The 16,854-nt window shown below is 50.2% G+C and carries 17 protein-coding genes and 1 pseudogene; 8 read left to right on the top strand and 10 right to left on the bottom strand.

What is annotated here, in order from left to right; all coding sequences use genetic code 11:
* Window positions 1–3 precede the first annotated feature (3 nt).
* The 10 genes from ACFOET_RS08350 to ACFOET_RS08305 all read right to left on the bottom strand — a co-directional run bounded on the left by ACFOET_RS08350 (window position 4) and on the right by ACFOET_RS08305 (window position 10,404).
* On the bottom strand, window positions 4–3,270 hold the full coding sequence (locus ACFOET_RS08350; RefSeq protein WP_379021497.1) for a SusC/RagA family TonB-linked outer membrane protein: 3,267 nt from the start codon (window positions 3,268–3,270) through the stop codon (window positions 4–6).
* 191 nt (window positions 3,271–3,461) lie between these two features.
* Window positions 3,462–4,421, bottom strand: a complete 960-nt coding sequence (locus ACFOET_RS08345; protein ID WP_379021495.1) for a FecR family protein — start codon at window positions 4,419–4,421, stop codon at window positions 3,462–3,464.
* A gap of 68 nt (window positions 4,422–4,489) precedes the next feature.
* Entirely contained in the window at window positions 4,490–5,143 is a 654-nt protein-coding gene (locus ACFOET_RS08340; RefSeq protein ID WP_379021493.1) for an RNA polymerase sigma factor, read from the bottom strand.
* 344 nt (window positions 5,144–5,487) lie between these two features.
* Window positions 5,488–7,050, bottom strand: coding sequence for a M56 family metallopeptidase (locus ACFOET_RS08335; protein WP_379021491.1), 1,563 nt, complete (start codon window positions 7,048–7,050; stop codon window positions 5,488–5,490).
* Between the two features lie 2 nt (window positions 7,051–7,052).
* On the bottom strand, window positions 7,053–7,421 hold the full coding sequence (locus tag ACFOET_RS08330; protein ID WP_379021489.1) for a BlaI/MecI/CopY family transcriptional regulator: 369 nt from the start codon (window positions 7,419–7,421) through the stop codon (window positions 7,053–7,055).
* Window positions 7,422–7,809: 388 nt separating this feature from the next.
* Entirely contained in the window at window positions 7,810–7,980 is a 171-nt protein-coding gene (locus ACFOET_RS08325; RefSeq protein WP_379021487.1) for a hypothetical protein, read from the bottom strand.
* Entirely contained in the window at window positions 7,970–8,158 is a 189-nt protein-coding gene (locus tag ACFOET_RS08320) for a hypothetical protein (RefSeq protein ID WP_379021486.1), read from the bottom strand. The genes ACFOET_RS08325 and ACFOET_RS08320 overlap by 11 nt, the downstream gene beginning before the upstream one ends.
* Window positions 8,159–8,632: 474 nt before the next feature.
* Complete coding sequence (locus ACFOET_RS08315) at window positions 8,633–9,112, bottom strand: DUF5675 family protein (RefSeq protein WP_379021484.1); 480 nt, start codon at window positions 9,110–9,112, stop codon at window positions 8,633–8,635.
* Window positions 9,113–9,120: 8 nt separating this feature from the next.
* Window positions 9,121–9,681 (bottom strand): DUF6266 family protein, encoded by a 561-nt coding sequence (locus ACFOET_RS08310; RefSeq protein WP_379021482.1) that lies wholly within the window; start codon window positions 9,679–9,681, stop codon window positions 9,121–9,123.
* Between the two features lie 81 nt (window positions 9,682–9,762).
* Window positions 9,763–10,404 carry a DUF6266 family protein gene (locus ACFOET_RS08305; RefSeq protein WP_379021480.1) on the bottom strand — a complete coding sequence of 214 codons (642 nt, stop codon included), beginning with the start codon at window positions 10,402–10,404 and terminating at the stop codon, window positions 9,763–9,765.
* 525 nt (window positions 10,405–10,929) lie between these two features.
* On the opposite strand from ACFOET_RS08305, the gene ACFOET_RS08300 reads away from it, so the two are divergent.
* The 8 genes and pseudogenes from ACFOET_RS08300 to ACFOET_RS21380 form a co-directional block, all read left to right on the top strand.
* Window positions 10,930–11,115 carry an addiction module protein gene (locus tag ACFOET_RS08300; protein WP_379021478.1) on the top strand — a complete coding sequence of 62 codons (186 nt, stop codon included), beginning with the start codon at window positions 10,930–10,932 and terminating at the stop codon, window positions 11,113–11,115.
* 514 nt (window positions 11,116–11,629) lie between these two features.
* Window positions 11,630–11,881, top strand: coding sequence for an Arm DNA-binding domain-containing protein (locus ACFOET_RS08295; protein WP_379021476.1), 252 nt, complete (start codon window positions 11,630–11,632; stop codon window positions 11,879–11,881).
* Window positions 11,770–12,219: a phage integrase SAM-like domain-containing protein gene (locus tag ACFOET_RS08290; RefSeq protein WP_379021474.1), complete on the top strand. Its 450-nt coding sequence runs from the start codon at window positions 11,770–11,772 to the stop codon at window positions 12,217–12,219. Before ACFOET_RS08295 ends, ACFOET_RS08290 begins: the two co-directional genes overlap by 112 nt.
* A gap of 139 nt (window positions 12,220–12,358) precedes the next feature.
* A complete protein-coding gene (locus ACFOET_RS08285) occupies window positions 12,359–12,838 on the top strand; it encodes a site-specific integrase (RefSeq protein ID WP_379021472.1) in 480 nt (159 codons plus the stop codon).
* A 94-nt stretch (window positions 12,839–12,932) separates the two neighbouring features.
* Window positions 12,933–13,817, top strand: a complete 885-nt coding sequence (locus ACFOET_RS08280) for an Rpn family recombination-promoting nuclease/putative transposase (protein ID WP_379021470.1) — start codon at window positions 12,933–12,935, stop codon at window positions 13,815–13,817.
* Window positions 13,818–14,379: 562 nt separating this feature from the next.
* Window positions 14,380–15,342 (top strand): NAD(P)-dependent alcohol dehydrogenase, encoded by a 963-nt coding sequence (locus ACFOET_RS08275; RefSeq protein WP_379021468.1) that lies wholly within the window; start codon window positions 14,380–14,382, stop codon window positions 15,340–15,342.
* An 8-nt stretch (window positions 15,343–15,350) separates the two neighbouring features.
* Window positions 15,351–16,397, top strand: a complete 1,047-nt coding sequence (locus ACFOET_RS08270; RefSeq protein ID WP_379021466.1) for a serine hydrolase domain-containing protein — start codon at window positions 15,351–15,353, stop codon at window positions 16,395–16,397.
* A gap of 93 nt (window positions 16,398–16,490) precedes the next feature.
* Window positions 16,491–16,622: pseudogene (locus ACFOET_RS21380) on the top strand (penicillin-binding transpeptidase domain-containing protein); the annotation flags it as partial.
* Window positions 16,623–16,854: the final 232 nt, after the last annotated feature.

The raw sequence follows: 16,854 nt of genomic DNA, 5'->3' as shown, positions 1-16,854 counted from the left end.
CGTTTAAAAAGTTAGTTCCAGTCCGACCAAAAATGTAGACGAGACGGGGTAGTAAGAAGGGTTGCCATTAGGCCGTTCCGGATCCCACCCAGTGGGCATGTCGCTCCAAGTAAAAATATTATCACCGGTGGCATAAACCCGAAGGCGTTCAAAGGGCAACCGGGCATTTCGTACGTTTGAAAACGTGTAGCCCAGTTGCACATTCTTGAGGCGTGCATACGCCGACCGGTACACCCAGTAACTTGAATTCTGAAAGTTATTATGGCTGGTTTCGGCAATCAACCTCGGGTAAGTCGCGTTAGTATTCTCCGGCGTCCAATGATCCAATTGCCATGTTTGGATCTTTGCGTTGTTATACAATGCCCAAACCACATTTTGGTTAAATAACGCATCTTTTTTCCCTACGCCCTGCACCAACACGCTCACGTCGAAAGCCTTATATTGCGCGTTGAGCGTCAACCCAAATGTATACCGGGGAATGGGGTTTCCGATGGGCATACGGTCTTCCGCACCAATAGCGTTATTACCGTCTACATCCCTGTACCTGATATCGCCGGGCCCATAAATACCGAACTGACCGGGCGAGGAAGAAACCTGTTCATCGTTTTGGAAGAGGCCCATTGCCTGATATCCGAATAACGTATTAATGGGATATCCCTCTTCGATCAATTCGAAGCCGTTAATGATCGGGCCGGCACCTTTCAGGTCAACGACCTCATTGTGCACGTTAGAAAGGTTAAGGCCCGCCTGGTACCGGAAACTGCCGTGGTGCCCCTGGTAGTTTACGGCTAGGTCCCAGCCGGTATTTTGTACCACCCCTGCGTTTTGATAGGGCTCGGACAAGCCGATGATCGAAGGCACGGGAAGCTGCAGCAGAATACCCGTTGTATTGCGGCGGTAGTATTCGCCTGATAGACTCAGGCGGTTATTGAACATAACAGCATCCAAGCCGAGATTTCCGGTTTCAGTCGTTTCCCATGAGATGTGTTCGTTGGCCATCAGCTTCTGTGATCCACCATCCGCTGGCATACCGCCGAACACAAAACTCCGGCCCAACTCAATCACCGACGAAAACGGATAGGTGCCAATCTCCTGATTGCCCAACCTACCCCATGAGGCCCTCAACTTCAAATCCGAAACCCAGCCGACCCCATCGAAGAAGTCCTCGCCGGAAATGCGCCATCCAGCCGAAACTGAAGGAAACACCCCATACTTGTTACCCGTCGGAAAACGCGATGAACCATCGGCCCGCATGTTAGCTTCCAATAAGTACTTGTCAGCCCACGAATAGTTCATCCGGCCGAAATACGAACGCAGCGACCATTCCGATCCCGACCCACCGTTGCTCCAATTCACTACAGATCCGGCCTCAAGCTGTTGATAATCGGGCAGGGGGAAACCCTCTCTGCGCGCCCTGAAATCATCCGTCCGGAAAGCAACCTGTTCAAAGCCCGCCAACACCGAAAACCCGTGCTGCCCCAATTGCTTGTGATATCGGCCCAAAAGGCGTAGTGTATTTTCCCATGTGCGTACATTGGAACGCACCAGGCTGCTCACGGCAGGCTGGGTAAAAGCCGGCGTTTCCATACTTGGATCAAACGTCTCGATGGCCCTATTGAACGTTTTGCCATCCCTCCCCCTTAATTCGGGCGAATAACTCAATTCTACGTCGGCACCTTCAAATGGCTGGTAGTTCAGCTGAGCTGTTATCCGAAACTGATCAGACGTATTTTCAACCAAGCCGCCATCATTGGCTTGGGCAATTGGATTAAAACCATTTGAGGCAACGCCCCACCGCCCATCGGCCAGCCGCGCTACATAAATCGGCGGATTACGGTTTACGGCATTCTTGATGTTACCTTCGTTGGTGGGCACCGTCGTTGGACTGGTCCTTCCCATGAGCAACACCGTTGATTGCAGGTTTTCTTTGATGTTCATTCTGGCGTTCAGGCGAAACGAATACCGTTGCGACCTGAAATTGGGTATCAAGCCATCCTGATCTTGGTAGGCCAGCGAGCTCATCACATTCACTTTTGATCCACCGCTGATGCTTACATAATGATGCTGGTTCATTCCCGGTCCGGTATACAGTTCCTTCTGCCAATCCGTATCGGGATACGTATCCGGGTCTGTATCTTTATAGCGCAAGTAATCGCCCAGGTACGCTTCGTCGTACAACGGTGTTCGTCCCATATTGGCATACGCCTCATTCATCTTCAGCATGTAGGTATAGCCATCTACAAATTCGGGCTTTTCCGTAAAGCGTTGGAGCCCCACATAGCCGTTGTACGTCAACTTCAATGTGTCCGATCCCGATTTTTTGGTCGTCACCAAGATCACACCATTCGCGGCGCGGGCACCATAGATGGCAGCCGAGGCTGCATCCTTTAGTACCGATACCGAAGCGATATCATTAGGGTCTACCCCATCTAGGTTACCACTCACTCCATCAATCAGCACCAACGGATCGGCATTACCGAGTGTACCGATACCGCGGATGCGGATGTTGGCGCCATCGCTGCCGGGCTGTCCGGACAGTTGGGTCACCGTAACGCCGGGCATCAGCCCCTGTAAAGCGGAGGTTGCCCGCATTACCGGCCGTTTCGCAAGGTCAGCACCATCGACGGTGCTGACCGAGCCCGTGAGGTTTATTTTTTTCTGCACACCATACCCCACCACTACCACCTCATCCAATGCACCTTCATCCGCCTGCAAGGTAAAATTCACCGTAATGTGCCGTCCCTCTTCCACTACTACGCCTGTACGGTGCTGCGCTTGATAAGACAAGTACGTCACATCGAGGGTGTAGGTTCCCGGCTTCACGTTTAACGAAAAACTGCCGTCGGCACCTGCACGGTAGCTATTTCCCAATTCCACGATTCGAATGCTTGCACCTCCCAGTGGCTCATCTTGCTCACCCACAACGCGGATGGTTATGCGGCCGGGTTGCTGTGCACGCGACAACACGATGGCACCTGCCACCTCGTTAAACGCGATGTGGTGCGGAGAAAGCAAGGCCGCCAATACATCGCCCAGCGGACTGTTATTAAAATTAACGTCCTTCACGGCAAGCTCCTCCAGTTTAAGTTCCTTGGTAAATCCGAAATCCACCCGAGCTTGCCGTTGTAGGTCTTCAACTACCTCTTGTAAGGTAGATTGCTGATAATTGACGGTGATCCGCTTCTTCAGTACCTGCGCATGTACGGGCGCGGCGTGCAACAGTGGAGCGGCCACGGCCAAAATAAAATAAAGTAGTGCTGTAATTTTCATATACCACTTCCAATGCGGTAAAAAGTTCATATATATGGATATAATAACCCCATATTCAGGGATATTCCCTACTTTTGGGGCGTTGGTCAATACTTTGTATAAGCTAACACGGGGGGCAGCGCAGGGGTCCAATCTGTCTACTGTTCACCCCATCTTAAACAGGTGCCGCACTTTGCGGCCCTGATTTTTAATCAATAAATGATAATCCGGTTGCCCTCCTTTCTGTATTTTTTCTTCAGCATTTCAGATAGCTGTTCCATTGTCTGCTCCAATGTTCGGGTAGCGCGCATGGTGAAATGAAATGACGATGTGCGGACTTGAGGGTCTGTACTTTCGAGTTGCACGCCATAGCGATTGTATAACACTTGCGCCAACACCGCAAACGGGGCGTCTGCCAGCACATCGACGCCTTCCCGCCACAAGGATTTAGTAGTTGGTTGCGCTCGTGTGTACTGAAAATCAGCCGTCTGGCGGTTATAAGTTATCCCCTCTTCAGCGTGCAACAAGCCAAGCGTTCGCTTTGCATCGGCGACCTGCACCCTACCAGAGCCTACCGTTACTTCAATATCGGCCAGCGCGGCGTAAGCGCTCACATTGAATGCCGTGCCGAGAACCGTCACCTGCAAATCGTCTGCTGTGACGATAAATGGCCTCGTCGAATCATGTTTCACTTCGAAATACGCCTCGCCGACGAGTTTCACTACCCGATCATCGGCTCCAAAATTTGCCGGCAGTTGCAGGGAAGTATTAGCATTAAGGTACACCACGGTACTATCAGGCAGTAGCAGTCGTTTCACTTGGTTGACACCCGTTACGCTGGTTTGCACCATTTTCTTCTGGGCAGGGTCTGCCTTGTTCGGAACTTGCCGGAAGTAAAACAGTATGGACAATGAAACGGTGCAAAGTACGAGTGCCGCAATCGCCCATCGTATGCGTGGGTAGCGGTTTCGGGGCTGGTGCGCCTCGCCCAGCACCCGAAAGAGTAATTCTTGTTGAAACGACGACAGGTAGCCGGGGTCATCAAGTGCTTGGTTCCGATCGCCCGCTTTTTGAAGCGATTCGAGCCAGCAATCTACCACGTAGCGCTCGGCTGATGTAGCCTTTCCACTTTGATAGCGGTTAATTAATTCCTTGAGTTTGGAAGATTCCACAGTATGCCCTTTATGAAGAAAGGGACATAACCGCCGGAAAAGTATATTAAGGAACTATAAAGAGATCGTTAATTTTCCATCAGCCTAGCTACGATAAGAGCTAGCAGGGAGTGGCTGATATCAGGATGCCGCGCCAGCACAGCCTCCCGGATGCGGCGGTTGAGTTCGCTGTGGTAGCTTTTTACCGTCTGCTCGGCAAGGCCAAGCGCCTGGGCGATTTCCCTGAGCGTAAAATCTTCACTACGCAGGTAAAATATTTTTCGCATGTTTTCAGGCAGACGATCTACTGCGGCAGATAGTGTTTGCTGCAGGTCCGACGCGTCCATTGCATCCAAGATAACATTCTCCATCTGATCGATCCTTTGCAGCAGGTGGGCCATGGCTTGCTCATGCAGGTTGCTACGAGCAACCAACCGGAGAAACCGATGTTTCAGCATGCTATTGAGGTAAGCGTTGAGTGACGTTGTTATTCTGAGTTTACCCCGGCGCTCCCATAGATCCATAAAGATGTCCTGTACCAAATCTTCTGCCTGGCATTGATCTTTGGTATACCGGAAAGCCGATTGCAACAGTTGTCGAGAATATGTGCGCACAACGAAAGCGAAAGCATGGCGATTGCCTGCACTCAGTTCATCGATTACCTGCTCACTGCTCCAATTCTTAACAATCTCCATGGCGCGGGCAAAATTAAACAAAGGTGCGACACCTATTGCCGCTGGCATGTTATGAATTGGTTAATTATCTGGATCAATCGCATGGTTTTAGCTTATTGCTGCACGACTGAACCCGGGGCGCTACGCGACCGTCTCCTATGTCGTGTCTGCAATGGGCTAAATAAAGCCCACCCCGTTATTGGCATAATAGCGACTGATTCGAGCTAATCGAACAATGAATCTAATATCTCCCATTGCCACTGGATAATATCTTCCATTTGTAATGGATGATTGTTGTATTTGCTATGAATTATTTTATACGCATACCACTATCTCAGCCAACCCCTTAACTAATTCACGATGTCACTACGATTCAGAAAAAACCTGGAAAAGTTTATAACCTTTACCTACGATTACCTACGTTTCCACTTATCGCTATCGAAGTACTTTCCAATTTCCTTAGCGCCTTCTTCGATCTTTTTCACTTTTGCTTTCCATTCCGGAGATTCAAAGTATCTTTCGATACCTTCCGCACTCTTTTCCATTTCGGCGATTTGTTCTTTCCATTCCGGCGATTCAAAATAGGAGGTGATGTTATCCATTTTGGATTTCCATTCTTCCGAATTGAAATACGCATTGAGTTTAGCCGCCTGGTTTTCGACTTCGGCCACGTGCCGTTTCCATTCCGGAGCATCCAGCTGTTTCTGTAATTCCATGGCGTTTTTCTCCAACTTCTTTATTTCAGCACCTATCTTTTTGGGCAACCTTGCCGTATCGGGTACTGCCGGGACTTTCGGCACGATGGTGTCAGCAGGTGGCACGGCCGGAACCGGGGGTGCCGGCTTAGTCGGGCGTTTTGCATCAACTGGTGGTACTGGTGGTACTGGTTTAGCTGGCGCCACCGTGTCAGTATTCACTGCGACGACAGCGTTCCCAAACGCTGCGGCATCCATCGGCGCTAAGGCCATTTCCCCTGCATTTGTCGGTTGGGCAGGGATGAGCATCGCGATGGTAAAGAGCGCCAGCGAGCTGGCAACAACGGCAATTAGCTGTTGCTTGATGTTTCTTTTATTCGATTCCATGTTGGTCATTCGTTTTATTCGTTGGAGTAATTGGTTTTTCGCTCCCGTTGCGGCCATGCTCAGGGCTGGAGCCCTGGCCATCCGCAGTTCTTCCAGCGTTACGAGGGCACGGGCATAGTGCATCGGCGTACCAAGCTGTTGCAATACGCTATCGTCACACGCATGCTCACGCTCGCGTGCTATCACCCTGGATAGCGCCCAGATAAACGGATTGAAGAACAGGATGGTTTCGATGGCTACCTTGAATAAGTTACACAGGAAATCCTGTCGTTTGATGTGTACCAGCTCATGCAACAGGATGGCTTCTACCTGATCAGCGTTCAGTCGGTTTACATACGCGAACGGAAAGAGCACGAATGGCCTCACGAACCCGATGGTTAGCGGCACCGCAATATGGCGTGACAGGTAGATGGAAACCGCTTTTTGAATGCCCAGCTTCCGTCTGGACTGTTCAAACAGCTCGATCCAGGGTAAAGGGATGGGACTCAGCCCGGTGTGTTTCAACGTCATCAGCCGTACATAGCTACTGGCCAGCAGCAGCATCTGCACCGCCAGGCCGATGAGGTAACCTCCTGCCAGGTACGGGAAGAGGCTTTCCAGGCTGAATGGCTTTCCGCGGTCCGCAATCACCTGCCGGATCATTTCTGCTGGCCCTAACCCCTGCGGGATTTCAACCACGCTGTATTTGCCGTAGTAATACACGAAACTAGCCACAAAGCCAACAAACACGACGATCTGCATACCCAATGCTGTATTGTGTTTCGCCGCAGCGGACTGCCGCGTGTTAGCCAGCCGCAGCATACCCAGGGCCACGTAGCAGCACGCACCCAGCCCCAACGAATGGAACATACTCCATCCAAGGGCTTGTATCAGATTATACACGTTGATTTCCATGACTACTTATTTTCTTCCAGGTTCTTTAAAAATTCCTTGATTTCTTCCAGCTCCTGCCGGCTGGCCCGATCGTTTCCCAGCGCTTGCATCACCAGCCGCGCGGTCGATCCGTTGTAAACCGCATCGATCATCTTATCCAGAAACTGCCCTTGCGTGTGCTCTTTTTCCAGCGCCGCCTTGTATTGATGGGTTTTCGATGACGTATCGCGCACTACCATGCCTTTATCATGCATGATCTGCATGAGTTTCAATATCGCGGTATAGCCCACCTTTTTCTTGTCTAAGGTTTCATAGACTTCTCGTACACTGCTCTGGCCTTTTTCCCAAAGCACCTGCAGGATTTCCATTTCGCTATCTGTCGGCTTTATCATTCTACTTTCATATTACGAATTATTTCGTATTCAAAACTACGAACATTTTCGTAAACTCCAAATTATTTGGATATTTTTAACATTTCGGGATGCGCATTTAAGGCATCATCATCGCCCAGGCGGGTCGCATCTTCCAGTTATTACTACAAAATGAAATATTTATCGGTTGGACGAAGCGTTTAGCGCTATGATGCAATTTTTAAGCTAAACTTTTGCCTTAATCCGCTAGTTAATAGCGAAATCAGTTCTGTCATTATACGACTAACTTTTTCTCCAAGTCCACTATTCCCAGATACCGGATTCTAAAGGACTTCTCCTACATGGCATACAAAAAAACCGGTATACGCTTACGTATACCGGCCAATGGATAGGGAAGTGTATTTTGATCCTACTTTCTCCTTCCCCATCGTTGCAGCAACCAGCTTACCACGAAGCTCACCGTTGCACCAATGGCGGCCAACACGGCCGTTTTCAGCACATCATGCAGGCCCAACTGGCCAAAGACGCTCAGCACCGTACCGCCCGTTGTGCCGATGCCCAGCCGGTGGTCAATCTTCATCTTCCCCTCCTTTCGTTATGCCGTTTTCTACGGCCTCCAGCACGCCCAGCGCCAGCGCCAGGTACTTGGCGACCGCCACGACTTTCGGTGGCAGCTTTAACGGCGATGCGATGATAAAGTGGCTGGCTACTGCCAGCGTCTCCTTTACTTGTTCGTATATCGATTGTTTCTTTTCCATTTTTGTTGCTTTTTTAGTTATTAAAAAATTGTTAGTGGGTGCCGTTAGCCAGCCCAACGAAACTGCAATGAGTGGGGGCGCCAGTTATCCAGCCCAATGAAACTGCAACGCTCCCTGCGGTCACGCCGCTAGGTTTCTTGTGGGCTGGCTAAACTGCTTGGGGGAATTGGGGTGTTAAGCCTGCTGCAGAGCCAGCCTTGGAGATCCTAGCGTACCGACGGAGATCCAGATGGCGAGTGAGGTGCAGTTATCCAGCCCAATGAAACTGCAACGCTCCCTGCGGTCACGCCGCTAGGTTTCTTGTGGGCTGGCTAAACTGCTCGGTGAGTAGTAAAACCCTCCCCTCACTCCTCGTTTTCGATTGCTGCAGAGCCAGCCTTGGAGATCCTAGCGTAGCGACGGAGATCCAGATGGCGAGCAACCTTCCCCTTCCCAAGCACGTTTTCGATTGCTGCAGAGCCAGCCTTGGAGTTCCTAGCGTAGCGACGGAGATCCAGATGGCGAGCAGCAATCGAAAACCTCCACCTTATCATTCCCCTTTTCAATCTCTGCCACCAACAGCGGGTACGCGTGCTTGTAGGCTGCGGCCGAGTGCAGCACGCGGTAGTCGCCATCGAGCAGTTGCCAGTACGAACCGGTAAGCAAGCATCCGGCCGTGTCGGTGTGGTAGTTGCCCACATGGAAGAACACTAAGCTGAAGTTCGGTATGCCGCGCACCTCCACCATCCCCCGGTGCATGGCAGCATAGCGGCTGCTATAGCTGCGGTTCATTCGCGCAGTGGCGTTGAGACCCAGCGTATATTCGCCGGCTGGAATGGCGGTCTGCCCCGGTATCTTTCGATCACGCACCGCATCTTCGAGGATGTAACAGCAGAACAGACCGTTGATGTATAAGTGGCCGAGGGTACTGTGCTTCGCCTGGGCCACGCGGATAATCTTTATGTTTCCCATCATTTGTGTGGCTAAAACTCACCTAAGTAGCAGCTATTCGACCACCTCCGCTCGGCGCGATCATGCACCATCAAGTAAAGGTGCACGGGCTTATCCGCCAGCAGTGGTGGCAGCTGCAACGATACCACGCCGTCGTCTCGCCTGCGAGGTTCTTCATTTATGCCCGCCACCCGCTGTTCCGGATGGTATGCGCAAAGGATTAGTTGGTCGTCCCAAGATTCATTCATTCCCTCGAGGTCAGCTCCTATCGACGCTACCTCAACGTTAATCAACCGCCCCTGGCGCGTTACTTCTACCAGGGCGGGATTCAGCAATACTCCTTCACTGAGGCGCACCTTAGCCGGGTCGACGTACTGGTTGGGATAATCGCCCTCTACCGCCCGGAGCAACACATAGGACATTGCCCTGCCAAAGGCGGTCTTTCCCTTTCGTTTGGTCGCGAAACCGCGATGGATCAGCCGGCGTACTGGCATCAGGAACTCGCTAGCCAGCTTAAAGCGCTGGCGCACCGCCAAGCGCCCGTCTACCTCGCTGCTCAGCTTCCGATCGGGCCTGTTTGATATAATGTTCATCGGTTTCTTGTTTCGTTATGAAATCAGTTAACGGAGCCGCCCACACTCCGCGGCGCGCGGGCGGCTTCCAGCTTCTGCCGTTTACGCCAGCGCTACCTCACCGAGGTACACACTTCGCGACACGTTGCGCCCTTTCCGATCGGCCGTAAACAGCCACACGTGGCCCTGGCCAGTCTGGAAATGGTTGGGCAGCGTGATGTCAACGGTGCCATCCATTCGTTGGGGTGGCGTGGGCGGGGTCAGGAACTGGTCGATACCCGGATGGTATAGCACGATGTACACGCGGTCGTCCGCGCGTTGCTCGTACACCTCATTCTGTACCGTATCCCAGGTCACGGTCAGCACGCCTGCTTCCGCACTGGCGGATTCGGTACTGCCACCGCTATAGCCTTCTGCGATCCGCACCTGGCTATAATCCAGCGCATAGTCCGGATAGTCGCCGGCGATTGACCGGTTGATGTTGTCCTGAAACGCCACGTTCATCGGCGTGTGCGTATCGGTTTTGCGCTGCCCGTAGCCGATGCGCACAAACACCTTCAGTGGCAACAGGAAACGCATCAGCAGTGTAAATTTGGCCTGCTGCATCAACTGTTCTTCTGTAGCCGGCTTAGTGCGTTTCTTGTACAGGCCCTTGATGTAATCGATGCTCTTCCAGCTGCTGCCGATCACGCTACCTGCTTTTCCTTTGAAGCCACCGTTGGCTCCTCTTCTGATTACTCCCATTTTCTTAATTCCTTTTTTTTAAATTTTAATCATCATTTATTTGTTCACCCGCCCGCCTGATCAGTTGCTTACGGGTTCACCTGTTTACTCCATACGCAATGCTGCGATACCGGTATGCGTTGCGTCATGGCGGCAAACATAGGGTGCTGCAAATCAAAAAACTAAGGCTGGAAGACGGTTGGCGGGGATGTGGCGGGGTTTCATCGGTAAATTGGCGGGGATGTGACGGGGTGGTCGTTATAGCCCGTTGCTCCACGACTGGGATCCGCGGCGCTTCGCTAGCGTCTCCTAGGTCGTGGAGCAACGGGCTATAACTTTGGAGTTAGTGGAAAGGCGATCTGCGGCGCTTCGCTGGCGTCTCCTAGGTCGTGTCTGCAACGGGCTATAACTTTGGAGTTAGTGGAAAGGCGATCTGCGGCGCGGCGCGTGTCAACAGTTATCGGTTTTGTATATACGAGGTAATTTGTTTAATTTTGTTATATCATCGCGATTATTATTATGGTACAACTTACAGATATATAGGGTTTGCCTGTTGCTGAGCGGATTGCCATGGCAGAAGCTATATGGGATAGTATCGAAAAAGAAGAAGTTTCGTTATCCGCAGCTCAGCTTGAGGAGCTGGATTATCGTATGGCGATCCATGATAGCGCGGAGATGCCTTACGTAAGCTGGGACGACGTGAAGGCGGAATTACGGAACCGAAGATCGTAATGATTCAATTCAACCTATTCATTTCCGATGCTGCCCGACTGGACATCATAGAAGCCTTCGATTGGTATAATGAAATTGACAGCCATCTGGCTGATTCATTAGAAATATATATTGAAGCCGGTTAACTACCATACAGCACAACCCAAATCTGTTTCAAAAGCGTTACAAGAAAATCCGGGTTCACTTCATCAAACGATTCCCCTACACATCTTGAAGTCAAAACATACAAAATCCTGCAAATTAAACGTTTGCGGGCTTTTTGGTTTTTACAGCATCATGATTCATTCAATTATTTGCATAAAAACAGTGAGTAATTCAGTGAGTCAATCCCTAACATACCGCTACTCACTGAAAGCACATTAAGTTGTTGAATGACAACCCGTTCAATAACTAAACATCTTGACTACCATAGGCAGCAAGGCTAATTTTGCATCACTGAAATCTGTTTTTCAGTGGCGATGCAGAGCTCGCCGCTATGGCGGCTCGGTTTGTTCACCATAAATGATGTATTATCATGAGTACAAATTACTCCTTGCTCTTCTACTTGAAGAAACCAAAAAACTATGTGGGTGGTATGAAACCCATCTACATGCGTATCACCGTGGTCGGTGACCCCAAGGAAGTGTCCACCGGCCGTGAGTGTGACCCCTCACGGTGGAACGCCAAGGCCACCGTGCCAAGGGCACCAAGGAGGACATACGTGGCCTGGATGCCTACCTCGACACGCTGGAGCGAAAGGTGGCCGATGCCCACCTGCAACTCGTAAAGGACGGCACGGAAATCACCGCCGAATCGCTGAAACTGAAATACCTCGGCAAGGACGCACAACGGCGGTATTTGATGGAAACGTTTACCGAACACAACCGGAAGATGGAAGCGTTGCTTGGGAAAGGTTTCAAACCCAACGCGCTGAAAGGCTACAACACTTCTGTTGCACACCTGACCTGCTATTTGGAAAAATGCTATGGTAAAACGGACATCGAGATCCGGCACATCGACCATGCGTTCATCACAGGTTATGAGTTTTTCCTCCGCTCTGACATGGAATGCAGGGCGGTGTCGGCGGCCAAGTACATGAAACACCTGCGTAAAATCATAAACTAGTGTCTTGCACACCGATGGATTACGGAAAACCCCTTTGCGTTCTACAAAACGAAGGCCAAGCCAAGGGAAAAGGAATTTCTCACGCCCGATGAACTGGACAGGATAGCCCAAAAGAAATTTTCCATAACAAGGTTGGCACATGTGCGCGACATCTTCGTGTTCTGCTGCTATACGGGGCGCCGATGTACGGAAACTGCAAAAGACGGACATCGCCAAGGGCATAGACGGCAGGTTGTGGGTGTTGACCAGCCGGGAGAAAACGGAAACCTCCTCCAACATTCCCTTGCTGCCGCAAGCCTTGGAAATCATCGGGCGCTATGCGAACTATCCCTCATGCGTGGCAAAGGGGCTGGTGCTTCCGGTGTTGAGCAACCAGAAGATGAACAGCTACCTGAAAGAGATTGCCGACCTGTGCGGCATCACCAAAAAGCTGACATTCCACATGGCGCGGCACACATTCGCCACCACAGTGACACTGGCCAACAATGTGCCTATCGAAACGGTATCCAAGATGTTGGGGCATACCAACATCAAGACCACCCAGCACTATGCCAAGCTGCTGGACACGCGGATCGGCAGCGACATGCTAACTTTACAGCGGAAATTGGCAGGAACTTAATTTGCCTATATCTCTTATCCGTTTGGGGACTTGAAATATCCTCAAACGGATATAAGAAACATTACATAAACCCAAAATACATTATATTTGAATCATGGCCAAAACAACACAACCGACAACAGGAACTTACATTGACCCGTTAACCGATTTCGCATTTAAAAAGCTCTTTGGAAGTGAGCCGAACAAGGACTTACTGATTGACTTCCTCAATGGCGTGTTCCGTGGGCGGAAACACATCGTGGATTTGGTATACAACAAAAACGAGCATCCCGGCGAAACGGTAAACGAAGGGAGTGCCATATTTGACCTAACCTGTACCGGAAACGATGGGGAGCAATTCATCATAGAAGTACAACGGGGAAAACAGGGCAACTTCAAGCAACGGGCAATCTTCTATACCAGCCGCTTGGTCACCGAGCAAGCTCCCAAAGGAAAGCGTTCCGAATGGGGATATAATGTGAAAGAAGTGTATCTCATCGCGCTCTTGGAAGATTTTTCCTTGGATGCGGGTAATGAGCAAGAGTTTCTGCATGATATTTGCCTAAGTAACAGGGAGACAAGTAAAGTTTTTTACGAGGGGCTGGGGTATATATTCATTGAATTGATTAAATTTGTAAAAACGGAAGCGGAGCTGGATACCGACCTTGACAAATGGCTCTATGTTTTGAAGAACATGAGTAGCATGGATAAGATTCCGGTATATCTGCGCAAACCGATTTTTGAAAAACTGTTTAATATTGCTGAATACAGCAATCTGACAAAGGAGGAAAAGACCATGTACGATACAAGTCTGAAACGCAAATGGGACAACAAAGCTGTGTTGGACTATGCAGTAAATGAGGCGGCAAAGGAAGCAGCAAAGGAGGCCAAACAAGAAGAAAAAATGGAAATTGCCCGTGAAATGAAAAAGGACGGCATTTCCGTTGAGCAGATTGCCAAATTTACCAAGCTGTCCATCGAGGAAATCGAGAAGCTTTAATGTCCATCAACCATAAAAACCTAAAAGACCTCTATCCGCAGAATTATAAAAGAAAACTGCAGAAATCAAACATGTAGTTCATAGGACGGATACGATAAATCACACTAACCCCACCCTTTCTCCCGCCTTTTTCCCGCCATCTCGCGGGGCTGATGCGGGGCGTATGCGGGACGTATGCGTAAAAAGGTTACATACACGCCGCATCCGGCACGCGTACGGCTCGCATTACGGCAGAACAATGGCAGAAGAATGGCAAAAGAAGACGTGGGGGAAAACGGTGCTTCAACCCGATAGCTGATTTTGATTAGCTCCTGAAACTTTTTGGAGCAAGATGCATCTAACAAATGAAAACTTCTTATGAATTAATGATTTATAAACACTATTGTAACCTTAGGAATTTATGTTTATCCTGCCGATATTTATCGGGCAAAAACATACATCAATCCTAAATGCTTATGGACTTCATTTTTGTTGTGAAAGATTTTATTGAACCGGCCCTGAATGCTGCAAGGCTGACCGGAAAGACAGAAGTCCGCTTGTTATTGCTGAAAGAAAAATCCATATGAAAGCTGCTATCTATAAACGTTATGGCAATCCCGATGTCGTGCGTATCGGGGACATGCCCAAGCCTGTGCCCCGGAGCAATGAGGTGCTTATCCGTGTCCATGCCAGTACGGTGAACCGTACGGACGCCGGATTCAGGAGTGCGGAGTACTTTGTTTCCCGGCTGTTCAGCGGACTGTTCAGCCCTAAAAATCCGGTATTGGGCTGTGAGTTTGCGGGCGTTGTTGAAGTGATTGGGAGTGATGTCAGCGGCTTTAGGGTAGGAAACCGGGTCTTTGGTTTCGATGATGACGGTTTTGGCGGACACGCCGAATACAAGGTTATCCGGGAAGATAAGGCACTGGCGCTCATACCCGACGGAATGGACTACACAATTGCTGCGGCACTGACCGAAGGCAGCCACTATGCCCTGTGCAACATACGTGCCGCCAAGGTCAAACAGGAAGACACCGTGCTGGTCTACGGCGCAACGGGTGCCATCGGGTCTGCTGCCGTTCAACTGCTAAAGCACATCGGGGCTTATGTGGTGGCGGTCTGCAATACAAAAAACGTTGGATTGGTAAGATCGCTCGGGGCCGATGAAACAATCGATTACCAGACGCAGGATTTCACGACAACGAGGCACCGTTTCGATTTCGTTTTCGATGCGGTGGGAAAAAGTTCGTTCGGACAGTGTAAGCCGCTGATGAAAGATAAGGGTATCTACATCTCGACGGAACTGGGCAAAGGTTCTGAGAACATTCGGCTGGCATTGACAACACCGCTGCTGGGAGGTAAAAGGGTATTGTTCCCGTTGCCCGTTATGCGCAGGGACGATATCCTTTACCTCCGCGATCTGGCCCAACAGGGTTCGTTCCGTCCTGTTATCGACAGCAGCTATGCGCTCGATGACATCGTAGCGGCGCACCGTTATGTGGATTCGGGTCAAAAAACAGGCAACGTCATCATCCAAATCTTATAGGCTTGACAATGGGTTCCAACTATCAACAATTACAGGAGGTGCTGGACAAGGCGGTCGACCGGAACAAGGTGTTCGGAACGTCCTTCTGCATCCGACACGGGGGAAACGAATGGTGCGGTGCCTCTGGCGATTTGGAGGTAAACCAGCAGTATTTCATTGCCAGTACGACCAAGCTGTTCGTTACGGCCGCCATCCTGAAATACCGGTCTGTGGGACTGCTGTCGCTGGACGATGGTATCGGCAAGCACCTGCCGCAGCACATCATCAGCGGTCTGCATGTGCTGAAAGGGAAGGATCATTCAGAGGACATCACGATAAGGCATCTATTGGCGCACACCTCCGGCCTGCCCGATTATTTTCAGGGGAAAGATGGCGGCGGCGACAGCCTGGAGAAGCTCCTGAAGACGAATACGGATAAGCAGTGGGATTTTGAAAAGGCGCTGGAGCGCAGTAAAATGCTGACGCCGCCGTTCGCTCCGGGTCAGGCAAAAAAAGCGCATTATTCGGATACGAACTTCCAGCTGCTGGGGCGTATTATTGAAGCGATCTCCGGCAGGTCTTTGCAGGAGGTTTTCATTGAACTGATCTTTACGCCATTAGGATTGGAAAACACGTATCTGTATGCCGACGCCAAAGACCGGAGGCCTAAGGCTTTCTACTATAAAGGTCTCCCGCTCCATATTCCTAAAGCGATGACCTCTTTTGGTGCGGATGGGGGGATTGTGTCGACTTCCGGAGAGATGATGGTGTTCTTAGAGGCATTTTTCAACGGGAGGCTCTTTCCTGTGGAATACATTGAGGAATTGCAAGTCTGGAACAGGATTTTTTTTCCCATGCAGTCCGGTATCGGAATTCATCGCTTTAAGCTGTTGCGTATTTTCGATCCTTTCGGTAGAATGCCTGAACTTATCGGTCACTCGGGACTGTCAGGGGCGTTGGCTTTCTGTAATCCTAAAAGGGGGCTTTATGTGACAGGAACGGTCAATCAGCTGGCTTACCCCGATACCTCGTTCAGGCTGATAATCAAACTGATCCAGCGAGTGCTGAGAAGGTAATGCGATTGATGTGCTGGTGGCCAAGGGTCTGACGCCGTGCGGTAAACAAGGGGCTTATATCGGCCCCTCATTGGAGAGATAAATGAGGACTCATATATGCATCGTCCATCCACATATAAAGATATGACGATAAAAGAGGCTTTTGAGGTTTCTGCGGGCAGGGTGTTTATGGAGTTGGCTAAAAAGATAGGTAGAGAAAAATACCTTCATTATCTCGAAGCATGTGGTATGGCAACCGAAATGTTAATGATGAAGATAAGGAAGATGAGGAACCCGATTTTCAAAAATGCCGAATTGACATAACAAGAAATGCTCTTAAAGAAATCGGGGTGTTTTAACCCCGGCTAACAATGATGAAAAAGAGAAAGAAAAGTCGGGTTATTAGAACTGCAATATGGCTGTTTTCCATAGTTGCGGTGCTATGGGTGTCAAACTATACTATTGTCGGATATTTCTT

It is taken from the genome of Parapedobacter deserti, assembly GCF_042646065.1.
GTDB lineage: Bacteria > Bacteroidota > Bacteroidia > Sphingobacteriales > Sphingobacteriaceae > Parapedobacter > Parapedobacter deserti.
The sequence above is the reverse complement of the archived record's forward strand: the minus strand, read 5'-3'. Positions and strand labels throughout refer to the sequence as shown.

Bases quoted from the DNA above. Each gene is read 5' to 3' on its own strand.
- ACFOET_RS08320 (WP_379021486.1), bottom strand. From the start codon at position 8,158: ATGGAAAAGAAACAATCGATATACGAACAAGTAAAGGAGACGCTGGCA.
- ACFOET_RS08310 (WP_379021482.1), bottom strand. From the start codon at position 9,681: ATGAACATTATATCAAACAGGCCCGATCGGAAGCTGAGCAGCGAGGTA.
- ACFOET_RS08275 (WP_379021468.1), top strand. From the start codon at position 14,380: ATGAAAGCTGCTATCTATAAACGTTATGGCAATCCCGATGTCGTGCGT.
- ACFOET_RS08285 (WP_379021472.1), top strand. From the start codon at position 12,359: ATGTGCGCGACATCTTCGTGTTCTGCTGCTATACGGGGCGCCGATGTA.
- ACFOET_RS08280 (WP_379021470.1), top strand. From the start codon at position 12,933: ATGGCCAAAACAACACAACCGACAACAGGAACTTACATTGACCCGTTA.
- ACFOET_RS08330 (WP_379021489.1), bottom strand. From the start codon at position 7,421: ATGATAAAGCCGACAGATAGCGAAATGGAAATCCTGCAGGTGCTTTGG.
- ACFOET_RS08305 (WP_379021480.1), bottom strand. From the start codon at position 10,404: ATGGGAGTAATCAGAAGAGGAGCCAACGGTGGCTTCAAAGGAAAAGCA.
- ACFOET_RS08315 (WP_379021484.1), bottom strand. From the start codon at position 9,112: ATGATGGGAAACATAAAGATTATCCGCGTGGCCCAGGCGAAGCACAGT.
- ACFOET_RS08270 (WP_379021466.1), top strand. From the start codon at position 15,351: ATGGGTTCCAACTATCAACAATTACAGGAGGTGCTGGACAAGGCGGTC.
- ACFOET_RS08325 (WP_379021487.1), bottom strand. From the start codon at position 7,980: ATGAAGATTGACCACCGGCTGGGCATCGGCACAACGGGCGGTACGGTG.
- ACFOET_RS08335 (WP_379021491.1), bottom strand. From the start codon at position 7,050: ATGGAAATCAACGTGTATAATCTGATACAAGCCCTTGGATGGAGTATG.
- ACFOET_RS08340 (WP_379021493.1), bottom strand. From the start codon at position 5,143: ATGCCAGCGGCAATAGGTGTCGCACCTTTGTTTAATTTTGCCCGCGCC.
- ACFOET_RS08350 (WP_379021497.1), bottom strand. From the start codon at position 3,270: ATGAAAATTACAGCACTACTTTATTTTATTTTGGCCGTGGCCGCTCCA.
- ACFOET_RS08295 (WP_379021476.1), top strand. From the start codon at position 11,630: ATGAGTACAAATTACTCCTTGCTCTTCTACTTGAAGAAACCAAAAAAC.